11 protein-coding genes are annotated in these 12743 nt (G+C 73.6%); 6 read left to right on the plus strand and 5 right to left on the minus strand.

Annotated elements, in window-relative coordinates:
- Positions 1-23 precede the first annotated feature (23 nt).
- Positions 24-518 carry a MarR family winged helix-turn-helix transcriptional regulator gene (locus WME75_RS44860; RefSeq protein WP_437484343.1) on the minus strand — a complete coding sequence of 165 codons (495 nt, stop codon included), beginning with the start codon at positions 516-518 and terminating at the stop codon, positions 24-26.
- Between the two features lie 50 nt (positions 519-568).
- Here WME75_RS44860 and WME75_RS44865 point away from each other — a divergent pair, with 50 nt between their 5' ends.
- The 3 genes from WME75_RS44865 (at position 569) to eutB (ending at position 5028) form a co-directional block, all read left to right on the plus strand.
- Positions 569-1252 carry a DUF4336 domain-containing protein gene (locus tag WME75_RS44865; protein ID WP_437484346.1) on the plus strand — a complete coding sequence of 228 codons (684 nt, stop codon included), beginning with the start codon at positions 569-571 and terminating at the stop codon, positions 1250-1252.
- 106 nt (positions 1253-1358) lie between these two features.
- Positions 1359-2771, plus strand: a complete 1413-nt coding sequence (locus tag WME75_RS44870) for an ethanolamine ammonia-lyase reactivating factor EutA (protein WP_437484348.1) — start codon at positions 1359-1361, stop codon at positions 2769-2771.
- 43 nt (positions 2772-2814) lie between these two features.
- A complete protein-coding gene (gene eutB / locus WME75_RS44875; RefSeq protein WP_437484351.1) occupies positions 2815-5028 on the plus strand; it encodes an ethanolamine ammonia-lyase subunit EutB in 2214 nt (737 codons plus the stop codon).
- Positions 5029-5145: 117 nt separating this feature from the next.
- On the opposite strand, the gene WME75_RS44880 is transcribed toward eutB, so the two are convergent.
- The 3 genes from WME75_RS44880 to hisC all read right to left on the minus strand — a co-directional run bounded on the left by WME75_RS44880 (position 5146) and on the right by hisC (position 8974).
- Positions 5146-5634, minus strand: coding sequence for a hypothetical protein (locus WME75_RS44880; protein ID WP_437484354.1), 489 nt, complete (start codon positions 5632-5634; stop codon positions 5146-5148).
- Between the two features lie 290 nt (positions 5635-5924).
- Positions 5925-7526 (minus strand): DUF4832 domain-containing protein, encoded by a 1602-nt coding sequence (locus WME75_RS44885; RefSeq protein WP_437484357.1) that lies wholly within the window; start codon positions 7524-7526, stop codon positions 5925-5927.
- A 359-nt stretch (positions 7527-7885) separates the two neighbouring features.
- Positions 7886-8974, minus strand: a complete 1089-nt coding sequence (hisC, locus tag WME75_RS44890) for a histidinol-phosphate transaminase (RefSeq protein ID WP_437484360.1) — start codon at positions 8972-8974, stop codon at positions 7886-7888.
- A 205-nt stretch (positions 8975-9179) separates the two neighbouring features.
- On the opposite strand from hisC, the gene WME75_RS44895 reads away from it, so the two are divergent.
- Together WME75_RS44895 and WME75_RS44900 are read left to right on the plus strand one after the other, a co-directional pair.
- Positions 9180-9737, plus strand: a complete 558-nt coding sequence (locus tag WME75_RS44895) for a glycine cleavage system protein R (protein WP_437484363.1) — start codon at positions 9180-9182, stop codon at positions 9735-9737.
- Between the two features lie 221 nt (positions 9738-9958).
- On the plus strand, positions 9959-10897 hold the full coding sequence (locus WME75_RS44900; RefSeq protein ID WP_437484366.1) for a hypothetical protein: 939 nt from the start codon (positions 9959-9961) through the stop codon (positions 10895-10897).
- Positions 10898-10967: 70 nt separating this feature from the next.
- Here the strand turns inward: WME75_RS44900 and WME75_RS44905 are convergent, their stop codons facing one another.
- Positions 10968-11750 (minus strand): HAD family hydrolase, encoded by a 783-nt coding sequence (locus WME75_RS44905; RefSeq protein ID WP_437484369.1) that lies wholly within the window; start codon positions 11748-11750, stop codon positions 10968-10970.
- Between the two features lie 194 nt (positions 11751-11944).
- Between WME75_RS44905 and WME75_RS44910 the strand changes: the two genes are divergently transcribed.
- Entirely contained in the window at positions 11945-12733 is a 789-nt protein-coding gene (locus WME75_RS44910) for a Uma2 family endonuclease (protein ID WP_437484372.1), read from the plus strand.
- The last annotated feature ends 10 nt before the right edge of the window (positions 12734-12743 follow it).

Consider the following 12743-nt stretch of genomic DNA (forward strand, 5'->3'; position numbering starts at 1 on the left):
CGCGGGTACCAGCCCCACGGCGCTCACCCGCCCTCGGGTGGCTCCAGCGACTCCAGCGCCGCGAGCAGCGCGGTGAGCCCCTTCTTCAGTGAGGTCATCTGCTTCTGGCCCAGCGACCGCGTGAGCTCCTCCTCCAGCTCGTGCAGCACCCCGAGCCCGTGGAGCAGCGCCTTGAGCCCGTACGGCGTGAACCGCACCCGCTTCGCCCGCCGGTCCTCCGGATCGGGCGTCCGCTCCACGACGCCCATCGCCTCGAGCTCCTCCACGAGCTGACCCACCGCCTGCTTCGTCACCCGGGTGCGCTCCGCCAGATCGGTCAGCCGCGTGCCCTCGAGATCGATGTACGGCATGAGCGCGGTGTGCGCCCGGCGCACCCCGGGCGCCCCGCGCCGGGCGACGCGCGCCACCGCCCGCTCGTCGAGCAGCCGCGCCGAGCGAAGGAGGAGCTGGCCGAGGCTCGAGCGCTTGCGCTGAGCGAGCTCGGCGAGATCGCGGGGATCGAGGTCGTGCTTGGTCATGATGGTAAAGCTGCTTGACTAAATGGTCAAGCAGCTTTACCAAGTGGAGCATGCTGCGACAGCTCGATCAAGCCCTCTGGGCCGCCGAAGACACGTTGAAGCTGCCAGGCCTCGGCCTCCATTTCCCGGTGCGGTCTCCGGTCGTGCGCCTCGGGGACGGCGGGCTGATCCTCTTCTCGCCGCTCCCGGGCGTGGAGCAGGTGGCGGGCGAGATCCGCGCGCTCGGGGAGGTGCGGGCGATCGTGGCGCCGAACCTGATGCACCACCTCGGCCTCGCGCCGGCGGCGCGGGCGTTCCCGGGGGCGCGGCTGTACGGCCCCCGGGGGCTCCGCGAGAAGTGCCCGGACGTGACGTTCACGGGCGTGCTCGACGGCGCGCCGGACCCGCTCTGGTCGGCGGAGATCGACCAGGTGGCGGTCGGCGGGGTGCCCAGGCTCGATGAAGTAGCCTTCTTCCACCGGCCCAGCAGCACGCTGTTTCTCTGGGATCTCTGCTTTCACATCACGCAGAGCGCGCACTTCCCGACGCGCCTCTTCATGCGCCTGAACGGGGCCTACGGGCGGCTCGGGCCGTCGCGCGTCGCGCGCTCGATGATGCGCGATCGCGCGGCGGTGGGCGCGGCGGTGAAGCAGATGCTCGCGTGGGCGCCGGAGCGCATCGTTGTGGCGCACGGCGACGTGATCGAGCGCGGCGGGCGAGCCGCGCTGGAGCGCGCGTTCGAGCGGATGCTGTGAGCTCCAGGGACACGCGAGGCCACGGGGAAGAGCGCGACGGCCCCCGTCTCGACCCCCTCGCGCAGCGGGGACCTGGCCTGTTCACGAAGCGCAGGACCGTTTCCTGATGGGCGCGCAGGTCACGCTGCTCGGCCTGGACTTCGGCTCCACCACCAGCTGCGCCGTCGTCGCCTCGGCGGCGCTCGCGCGCGCCGCCGGCACCGGCCGCGTGGCGCTCGGCGCGCTGGAGGAGCGCTACCGGTCCGAGATGGCGCTCACGCCCCTCGCAGGGGACGACCTCGATCTCGACGCCGCGGCGGCGCTGCTCGAACGATGGCTCACCGAGGCCGGCGTGGAGCCCGAGGCCCTCTTCGGCGGCGGCGCGATCCTCACCGGCCTCGCCGCGCGCCGGCGCAACGCTGACGCGCTCGCACGGCTGATCCGCGCGCGCGTCGGCGAGGCGCTGCTCGCCGTCGCCGAGGATCCCTGCCTCGAGTCGTGGGTGGCCTTCATGGGCAGCGCCGCTCCCCTGTCGCGCGCACGCCCCGGCGAGCCCATCGTCAACCTGGACATCGGCGGCGGCACCACCAACCTCGCGCTCGGCCTGGCCGGCGAGGTGCTGCGCACCGGCTGCCTCCTCGTGGGCGCGCGCCACGTCGCGCTCGACCCGCGCTCGCGCCGTATCCGGTCGCTCTCGTCCGAGGCGCGGGCGGCCTTCGACCACCTCGGGCTCCGCCGCGGCCCCGGCGAGGCGCTCTCCCAGGCCGATGCCGAGGCGGTGGTCGCCTTCTACGTGCACCTGCTCGAGGCGGCGATCGCGGGGCGCACCGAGGCCTTCGTCGCGCCCGCCGCCGCGCGCCACGTGCAGGTGCCCTTCGCGCTGCCCGAGGGGATCGCGGCGCCCACCCTGACCTTCTCCGGGGGCGTGGGCGAGCTGATCTACACAGGCCTCGCCGGGCGCCCCCTGCCCGGGCCCGCTCACCACGGCGATCTCGGCGTGGACCTCGCCCGCGCGATCCTCGCCTCGCCGGAGCTGAGCGCGCGGGTGGCGACGCCGGCCAGCATGGGCCGGGCGACGGCGTACGGCCTCCTGCGCCACGCCACCCAGCTCTCGGGCGCGACGCTGTTCCTCCCGCGCCCCGAGCGCTTGCCCCTGCGTGACCTGCCCATCCTGGCGCGGCTCTCGTCTGCCTCCGCCGACGCCGAGCTCGATCACGCCGTGGACCTCTTCCGCCGCAGCTCCCGCGGCTGCTGCCTGGAGATCGCCCTCGACGACGTCTCGGCGCCCGCCCTCCGGCACCTCGGCGGGCGCCTCGCCGGCGCGCTGCGCCGGGTCGGGCCGATCCCGGAGCACCCGCTCGTGCTCCTCACGGCGCAGAACGCGGGCAAGGCGCTCGGGGGCTACGTCACCGGCTGGGGCGCGCTGCCGATCGACCTCCTCGTCATCGACGAGGTGCAGACGCGCGGCGCCCGGTTCGTCCAGGTCGGCCGCATGTGCGATCAGGTCCTGCCGGTCTCGTTCTACGGGATGACGCCGTGACGTCCCTCGGGGATGTTGCCGTGACTTGAGGGAGGAGCGCGCCGTGAAGGAGCTGACCCCGCTCGATCGGATCGATGTCCCCCGTCCCCGGCCCGACGCCGCGTACGCGGCCCGCCTGCCCGGCCACGACGCCTCGTTCCGCGGCCTGAAGCGGCTCCTCGGCGCCGCCGACTGCAGCAAGGCGGGCGACCGCCAGGCCGGCCTCGCGGCGCCCGACGAGGCGGCGCGGGAGGCCGCCCGGGAGCTGCTCGGCGAGCTGACGCTGGAGCACCTCCACGACCACCCGCTCACCGACGATCGGGGCGAGATCGACGCGGTGATGCGCGTCAACTACGACCTCGACCGCGACGCCTTCGCCCGGATCGCCTCGCTGCGCCTCGGTGAGCTCAAGGACGAGCTGCTCCGCGTCCCGGGGCCGGAGGTGGCGCGCCTCGGCCGCGCCCTGACCGGGGTCATGGCCGCGGCGCTCGCCAAGCTCTGCGACGTGCACGAGCTTGTCTACCTCGCCCGCAAGATCAGCCGCCCCACCCGAGCGCGCACGCTCCTCGGCGCCCCCGGCACGCTCGCGTCGCGCCTGCAGCCGAATCACCCCACCGACGACCTGCGCGGCATCACCCTGCTGCTCTACTGGGGCCTCTCCATCGGCGCCGGCGACGCGCTGCTCGGCGTCAACCCTGCGGCCGGCACGGCGGAGATCACCGCCGCGATCCTCCGCCACCTCGACCGCATCCGCCGCGCGACCGGCGTCCCCACGCAGATCTGCTGCCTGTCGCACCTCAAGGTGCAGCTCACCGCGCTCGACCAGGGCGCGCCCGTGGAGATCCTCTTCCAGAGCCTGGCCGGCACCGAGGCTTGCCTCGCCGAGTTCGACGTCACCGTGGCTCTCGTCGACCACGGTTACCGTCGCATGGCCGCGCGCGGCCCGCTCGCGGGCCAGGCCGAGCAGTTCATGTACTTCGAGACCGGCCAGGGCAGCGAGCTCACCTACGGCAAGCACAACGGCATCGACATGGGCACGGCCGAGGCGCTCTGTTACGGCCTCGCCCGCCGCTGGGACCCGTTCATGCTCAACAACGTCACCGGGTTCATCGGCCCGGAGACGCACCTCGATGATCGCGAGATGATCCTCGCGAACCTCCAGGACCACTTCATGGGCAAGCTCCTCGGCCTGCCCATGGGCATGGCCCCTTGTTACACCCTTCACGCCCACGTCACGCTGGAGGGCCAGCAGATGGCGACGCAGCTCCTCACGGCCGCGGGCGCCAACTACTACATGGATGTCTGCCTCAATACCGATCGCATGCTCGCCTATTTCGACACGAGCGGGCATGACGTGCAGACGTTGCGCGAGATCCATGGCCGCGCGCCTGGCGGCGAGTTTCTGGCGTGGGCCCTCGAGCGGGGGATCCTGGCGCGCGCGGGGGAGGGGGAAGGGGAGGAGAAGGCGGGAGCGATCACCCGCGGGCCGCGCTTCGGCGACGTGCGGCAGTTCTGCCCGGACGAGGCCGAGCTCGCCGAGCTCCTCGCGGCGACGCCCGCGGCTCACGGCTTTGCCACCGCCGGCCCGCGCCCGGCCGACGCGGTGAGCCGCCGGGGGCGCCTTGACCAGGCCATCGCGCGCGGGGCGCTCGCCAGCGAGCTGCGCGAGGACGAGCTGACCCGGGTCGCGGCGTTCCGGATCGTCGCCACGGCGGCGGCCAGCAAGGGCGAGCACCTCGGGTCCGCCGACGCGGGCGCGCGCCTTTCCCCGGAGAGCGCCGCCCGGCTCGCGCCGGAGGATGCCGAGGTGCAGATCGTGGTGTCCGACGGCCTGAGCGCCGAGGCCGTCCACCACAACCTCCCCGACCTGCTCCCGGTCCTCTTGGACGGCCTCGGGGCGCGCGGCGTGACCGTCGGCCAGCCGCTGCTCGCGCGCCACGGCCGGGTGAAGCTCGCCGAGGCCGTCGCCGAGCGGCTCGGGGCCCGGCTTGTCGTCATGCTGCTCGGCGAGCGGCCGGGCAGCGGCGAGCTCGCCTCGCGCAGCCTCTCGGCCTACCTCGCCTACCGCCTCACGCCCGGCGTGGACCAGGAGGCGGCCGCCTCCTTCAGCGGCAACCCCGTGATCGGCTTCGAGTACACGGTCATCTCCAACATCCACGCTGGCGGGTTGCCCGCCGCGGAGGCGGGCGGCGTGCTCGTCGAGAAGGTCCTGGAGATGCTCGCGCGCCGCGCAGGCGGCAACCGGCTGGAGGCGTCGCTCGCCGGCGATGCGGCTTGAGCGCCGCCGGCGCCCGGCGTGCGCCCCTGCGTGCGGTATCAGGCCACGGCGCCCCCACGCTCCAGCGTGACGACCGATAGCGCTCCTTCCGTGGCGGTGTTGCGGGGTGCCCTTCGTCTACCTGCCGTCTTGCGTCACTACCCCCGCCAGAACATAGTTCTTGTCGGCCGCGAGCGCGACGACCGCCGCATCCGCCGGGAGCCCGGCGGCGCTCGGTTTCCAGCTCGCCCCTGCGTCGTGGCTGATCGAGACGCCCTCCGGTGACGTTCCCACGAGAACGTTCGGGCCCGCGTCACCGAGAACCCAAGTCGGCGAACGAGCCGTCAGACCCTCAGCGAGATGCCACGTCAGTCCCTCGTCAATGGCGACTCCCAGGCTGAGCGCAGCGCTGTTGCGCGCATCCTCATCCCAGGACTCGAGGATGTTGCGGACACGCGCCCTGGTCCCCGCCAGCTCGAACGAGATGATCCCCCACGGAGCAGCCTTCGTCCGCAGGCGCTTGTCGGCGACCGCCAGCGCCGCACCGCTCGCGACCGCGAGGCCCAGCAGCGACCACAGGATCGGTGTTCGTCGATCTGCTGAAATGAGCTCGAATGGGTGTCGCATGGCCGGGACCTCCTTTGATAATCTAGCACGACGAGGTCCAGCCGCTCGAGGACCGCCGGAGCACCGGCCCGGGGAAAAAGGCGGCAGCGGCGGACACCGTGAACACACTTGCGCGGTTGTACATCCCGTCGAGGTGGGGCCCGGTGCCGATCCCGATCCTCCGGCCGACACCGGCACTCATGGCGCGGAGCGCTCCGGCCGGGGAGGATGAAAATCAAGATCCTGGAACGTGGCGTGGTGTCGACAGGTGGTCCCTCGAATCGAGGAGTCCACCTCTCACAGCAGAAGGGTCACTCGACCACCCGGAGCGTGGCGTCGAGCAGGTTGACGCCGCTTTCGCCGTCCCACGTCGCGCCGCTCGAGAGCTGGATCGCGTAGCGCGGGTCGCCGCGCAGGCGCTCGGATCCGTCCGGGAGCCACAGGCCGAGCTGGTGGTCGCCCGGGGGGAGATCGACCGGGATCTGCGCCCCGAGGCAGAGCTCCGTCTCCTCGCCCGGCGCCCAGCGGCGCGGGTCGGCGTCGACCTGGACGACGCGCCGCGCTTCGCCCTGCTGGAGCACGAGGTAGACCGGGCGCGGAGTGTAGGCCCGGGCATACCCGTCGTTGAACAGGCGCAGCCGGAGGGACAGCGACTGCCCGCGCGCGACCTGCTCCGGGGACTCGTGCCCCATCACCACGAAGCGGTAGCCGAGGCGGCAGGCGATCGTCTCGAAGCAGCCCTCGGACCTCCAGCCATCGATCACGTCGGTGTGGTAGTCCGTGTTGATGAAGCTCCAGTGATGCAGGGAGAGCTCGTCGAGCGCCGAGCCACACTGGCTGCGCGGCGGAGCGGGGCCGCACGTCTCGCCTCCGACGGGCGTGAACGCGGAGTCCGCGATGGCATACGCCTTCTCGCCGCGGAGCTCGTAGGTCCCAGCGTCGTCGTCGCCCATGAGGAAGCAGTCGTTCAGGTGGCCGACGCGCGAGAGCGGCGCTCCGGAGAACGCCGTCTCCTCGGTCAGCGGGCCGCCGTACGCCTCGAGCTTGTGCGATGGGCGGCGCGCGAGGGTCATCCGGTCGCTCGGCAACGCCTCGAGCAGCGCGTCGAAGATCTGCTTGCGGCTGTCAGGGCTGGTGAGGTCGTTCGTCGAGGAGTGCCATTCGCCCCAGGCGCCGACGAAGCCGGGGTGCAGCACGGCGATGACATCGGCGTTCGCCTCGAGCACGGGCTTGAGCTGGTCGATGTGGGACAGCACGCGGCTGAGCGGCGCGTCGGCCACGCCGATGTCCGTCGAGTAATAGAAGCGGGGGAGCACCTTCAGCCCCGCCGAGCGCGCTGCGGCGAAGCTCGCGTTGAGCTGGTCGACGAGGTCCTGGTCGATGTCCCGCGTCCGGTAATCGTCGATGAGCACCTTGCCGTAGATCAGCGTGTAGCCCTCGCCCCGAAGGTGCGAGAGCGAGCCGAGACTCCGGAGGTCGGTGAAACGGAAGACGCCGCGCTCGGGGTTGAGCACACCGCTGCACTCGGCATCCCTCGAGGGGTCCGCGCCCGCGGCGAACAGCCCGGGCGAATAGGAGCGCTCCACGGTGGCGCCGTCCAGCCCGCAGGTGCCAGGCGGAGCGCCGGTGCCGGCGCCGCCGCTGCTGCTGCTGCCGCCGTTGCTGCCGCCGCCGCCGTTGCTGCCGCCGCCGCCGTTGCTGACGCCGCCGCCGTTGCTGCCGCCGCCGCCGCCGCTGGTGCTTCCCGTGGAGCCCGCGTCGCTCACGTTGGAGGTCAGCGTGCCGGCCGGGCTGCCATCGACGGCGTCAGCGCCGCACGCCGGCACGAGCGCGAGGGAAAGGCAGGGTACAGTGCCGCTGCGAAGAAGGCGCGACAGGACGTGGCACGATGACCGGCTGCTCTGGTGACGCATGAAGGCAATCTCCTCTCCTCGTGAAGAAATGAAGCTGGACCACCCGACCTCGCGGGCGCGCTGTCCGTTGCGCGCTGCTCATTGCACGGTCGAGGCCAGCGGAGCGGCCCGCCTGAACGCGAGGCACGGAGGTGAGGAGCTGCGCATGGATCGACCACTTGCGCACGAAGTGGACAGCAGGCGCGGTCTGCCGGCGTGAGGGCGGTTCGACGGGCTGTCCGCCGGAGGGGCGTGGTCTCAGATCGGGTGTGCTGCGTGCTCGTCTGCCAGCACCCATGCGCCCGCGACCTTGTTTGCGTCTTGGCGCCTTGGCGCCTTGGCGCCTTGGCGTTTTAAATCTCTTTGCTCTCTCTCCGTCTCTACACCCCGGCCGCCGCGCGAGACACCTCGGCGATCGCCCCGAGCAGCGCGTCGTTCTGCTCCGGCGTGCCCACCGTGATCCGCAGCTTGTCGTGGAGGCGCGGCGCGTCCCAGTACCGCACGAAGATCGCCCGGTCGTACAGCGCGCGGTACGTCGCCTGCGCCGACAGCCCCCCTGCCGGCGGCGTCGCCAGGACGAAGTTGCTCTCGCTCGGCGCCACCGTGAACCCCTGCGCGCGAAGCGCCGCGGTGAGCCGGGCGCGCTCCGCGATCACCCTCTCCCAGCTCGTCCTCGCCTCGTCCCGCGCCGACAGCGCCGCGGTCGCCGCGGCCTGCGAGAGGATATCCGTGTTGTAGCTGTCGCGCGCCTTGTCGAGCGTCTCGATGAGCCGCGGGTGGCCGAGCCCGTACCCGAAGCGGAGCCCCGCGAGCGAGTACCCTTTGCTCAGCGTCCGCAACAGCAGCACGTTGTCGAGCCCCCGCGCCGGGTCGAGCAGCGGCGTCGCGTCGGCCTCCGCGAAGTCGACGTACGCCTCGTCGATCAGGAGCACGCCGCGGAACGCCCGCGCGACGCGCTCGAGCTTGTCCAGCGGCTCGCGCCGCCCCGACGGCGCGTGCGGGTTGACGAGGAGCGCGAGCCGGCAGCCGCTGTCGTTCAGGCGGCTCGCGAAATCCTCCGGGACCGACCAGTCCTCCTCGAGGGGGACCTGGGTGACCGCCGTGCCATGGATCTCCGCGAGCACGTCATAGAGCGAATAGGTCGGGTACGTCTCGCCGAGGCCGCGACCGCCGGGCTCGCAGAACACCGTCACCGCCATGCGCAGCAGCTCGTCGCCGCCGTTCGTGGCGATCACCTGCTCGGGCGACAGGCCGTGGAGCCTCGCCGCCGCCTCGCGGAACTGCTGCGCCCGGGGCGGCGGGTACCGGCGGAGCTGATCGGCCGAGACGCCCCGGATCGCCTCCAGCACCGCGCTCGGCGGCGGGTACGGGTTCTCGTTGGTGTTCAGCTTGACCACGTCGGCCCGCTGCGGCTGCTCACCGGGCGTGTAAGGCGTGAGGCGGTGGATGTTGTCGCGTTCGTACAGCATGGGGATGGCCGTCCTCTCGCCCACTGTCTCGCCGGAGACAAGCGCCTCGTCGGGCGCGGCGCGCGGCCGCTCGCCCCGGTCGTTCCCCGGGAAGCTCGCCGGCGGATGCGGACGGCGCTGCCCGGGCGCTCGTCGCCCCGGACGCGCGCCCGCGGCGGCCTGCGCCGGTCGCGCCGGCTGCGCGGATCGGACTAAGATGCGCCGCATGACCACGACGCCCGAGCCCGAAGCCTTCCTGGTCCTCTCCTGCCTCGGCCCTGACCGGACGGGCCTCGTCGCGGAGGTGACTCACTACCTGACCGAGCGCGGCGCCAACGTGGAGGACAGCCGCATGGCGGTGCTCGGCGGCGAGTTCGGCATCCTGCTGCTCGCGTCGGGGCCCCCCGGCGCGGTCGAGGCGGTGGAGCGCGACACCGGAACGCTCACCCGGGCGACGGGGCTCACCGTGCAGAGCCGCAGGACCAAGAGCCCCGAGTCGCACCGGCGCGCGGCGACGATCCCCTGCGTCATCTCCGTCGACGCGCTCGACCACGAGGGGATCGTCCGCGCCGTGTCGCGCGCGCTCCACGGCGCCGGCGTCAACATCGTCTCGCTCGAGACCTCCGCCTACGAGGCGCCCGTCACCGGCTCGCAGCTCTTCCGGATGGAGGCCCACGTCGACGTCCCCGTCGGGGTGTCGCTCGCCCAGCTCCGCAAGGCGATGGACGCCGTCGCGGAGTCCGAGAACCTCGACATCGAGGTCCGCTCGCTCATCAAGGGCTGACGTCGCGACGCCCGCGCCGCCAGGGCAGGATGCCCCGGCGTGCGGCGGCGACCCCCGTGCGGCGGCGACCGCGGGTGCGGCTCGGACTTCCGGGTACGGCGGCGCCCCCGCCGGCGCGACAGCGCCCCCCGTGCAGCGGCGATCCGCCCCGGGAGCTCGCCGGGGCGACCTCGCGAGAACGCTGGCCACGCGCCCCGCGAGAACCGGTATCTTCATCGGCCATGCCCTTCAGCAATCTGAGCTCCCCCCGCAAGGTGCACGGCCTCGACGCGGAGATCCGAGGCGCCGCGTTCCTCGCGAGCCCCGGCCTGGTCGCGATGGTCTCGACCGATCCCGTGCGCCTGGGCGTCTGCCCGATCGGCGGCGCCGGCGCGAAGACGACGAACCTGTCGCTGTCCTCGGCGCACGACGTGGCGCTGCTCTCGAAGGACGTGGCCGTCGTGCGGAGCGACGACGCGGTCTGGGCGCTGCTCGGCATCACCCACGGCCCGAAGCTCGATCAGGTCGGCCGGGACGCGCGGCACCTCGCGACGCGCCCGTCCGGCGAGACGGCGCTGGCGCTGGGCTGGGACGGCGGCGCGACGGAGCTGAAGCTCGACCGGACCGAGGTGAACGGCCGCACGTTCGCGGTGCGCGGCTCGGCGCGGGCGTTCGACCTGACCGAGACCGAGACGCACGCGGTGATGGACGTCGCCGGGGAGGGGGGCGAGCTCCGCGTCCACCCCGGCGCGACGCCCGAGCCGGGCCCGACGCTGCGCGCCTCGCTGCCGCGCGCGGCCCAGAACCTCGACCGGGTGCGCGGCGGCCCGAAGCTGACGGCGGTGTACAAGCGCGGCGCGGGCGCGGTCTGCGCGATCGTGCGGTCGTCCGGCAAGCTCGCGGCGAAGATGCTCGCCTTCGGCGATCCGGTCGCCGACGTGGCCGTCCTCGAGTCCAGCCTGTTCGCGTGCTTCGCCGACGGCCGCGTCGCGCTGTTCGACGGCGCCGCCATCGAGTCCGCCGCCGGCGCGCCGCTCGCGCCGACGGCGAGCGTCACGCTCGGCGCCCGCGGCGAGCCCGCCGTGCTCGTGGTCGCCGGCAAGGGGTCGCCGACCCTGTGGGTGGGCACGAGCGCCGGGGAGATCTGGAGCCTCGCCATCGTGCGCAAGCAAGGCGGCTGAGGCGGGCGCGCGCTGGCGCCGGGGCGTGCTGCGCTGTGAGGCGTGCGGGGCTCACAAGGCGCGCTGCACCTCACGCCGCGCGCGCCGCGATCCGCCCCTCGACAAGCGCGTCCGGGTCGACCTCGTCGAGCGTCGTCACGACGCGATCCGCCCCCGCGGCGGCCAGCAGCGCGTCGTCGGCGAGCCGCGCCACGCCGAGCGCGGTCATCCCGGCCGCCTTGGCGGCCTGCACCCCGGAGGGGGCGTCCTCGACGACGAGGCAGCGCGCCGGCGGCACGCCGAGCGCGCCCGCGGCGGCAAGGAACAGGTCCGGCGCCGGCTTTCCGTGCGCCACCGCGGCGCCGCAGAGGTCGGCGTCGAACAGGTCGAGCAGCGTCGCGCCCGGCGCGACGGGTGGGCGGCGGATGCGCTGCTGCTCGGCGGACGCGTCGGCGCGGATCCTCCGGAGGAGCTCGCTCGCGTTCCTGGACGACGACGCCGCCGCGATGGGCACGCCGCGCGCCTTGATCCCCAGGATCAGCCGCGTCGCGTCAGGGAAGACGACGAACTCCCCCGCTTCGATCTTCCGGAGCAGCGCCGCCTGCTTGCGCTCGGCGTAGACGCGCGCGCGCGCCTCGGCGTCGGGCACGCCGAAGTAGTCGAGCGCCGCGCGCGCGCCGCTCTCGCGCGCCTTGCCGGCGACCTCGCCCTGGTAGACGGCCGTCGTGAACCGCTCGGGCGCGTAGCGCGTCTCGGGCGCGATCGCGCGCCACTCGGTCGCCATCAGCGCCTCCAGCGCCTCGCACCAGGCGCGCTCGTGCGGCGAGTCGACGACCACCCCGTCCACGTCGAAGAGGACCCCCTCGAAACGCATGCCGCCGACATGGCGCCGGCGCGCCGTACCGGGAGCCCCGGACGCGCAGGCGATGCGATGCGCCGCCTGCGCGCCGCCTGCCTGCGCGCCCGCGCCCGGCCGCGCCTGCCTGCGCCAGCGATGCGCCGGCCGATACCGCCGGCGACGCCCGCCCGCCTCCCGCCGCCGCGCCGGGGGTGCTACCTTGGAAGCTCGTGCCGCCTGTCCGCACCGGAGCCCACCCCCACGCGACGCGCCTGCCGCGCGCGCTCGTCGTCCGCGACCCGGAGCCCGAGGAGCTCCGCGCCACCGTCGACTGGTCGGACTGGTACCTCGACGACTCGGACGGCATCGGCGCGTGGGGCGAGCACGACGAGATCTCCCGCCTGCTCCTGTCCTCGATCGCGCAGCTCGCGCGCGAGCGCGGCTGGACCGACCACCACGCCGGCTCGGAGCGGTTCTTCGCCTGGGTGCGCGAGGAGCCGCTCGTGCGCGTCTCGCCGGACGTCTACCTCCTCGATCACCGGCCCGCGCCGCCGCTGCCCAAGCAATGGCAGACCTGGCTGCCCGGCCACCGGCCGCCGCGCTTCGCGCTCGAGATCGTGACGAGCGACTGGCAGAAGGCCTACGAGGATATCCCGCTCAAGTACTGCCAGCTCGGCTGTCCCGAGCTCGCGATCTTCGATCCGCAGGCCGCCGCGCAGCGGCCGCCCGCCGGCAGGGTGGCGCTCCAGGCCTACCGGCGCGACCCCGACGGCGCGTACGTCCGCGTCTACGCGGGCGCCGGCCCCGCGTGGAGCCCCGCGCTCGACAGCTCGCTCTGCGTCGTCGGCAGCGGGGCCGAGGCGCGGCTCCGGCTCGCGCGTCCGGGCGGCAAGGGTGAGCTCGTGCCCACCCAGGAAGAAGCCGCGGCGACCGACGCGCGCGCCCGGGAAGCCGCCGAGGCGCGGGTGCTCGAGCTCGAGGCGCGCGTGCGCGAGCTGGAGCAGCTGGATCCGCGATGACGCGCGTCGC

The sequence above is a fragment of the Sorangium sp. So ce1014 genome (assembly GCF_051521505.1).
GTDB lineage: Bacteria > Myxococcota_A > Polyangia > Polyangiales > Polyangiaceae > Sorangium.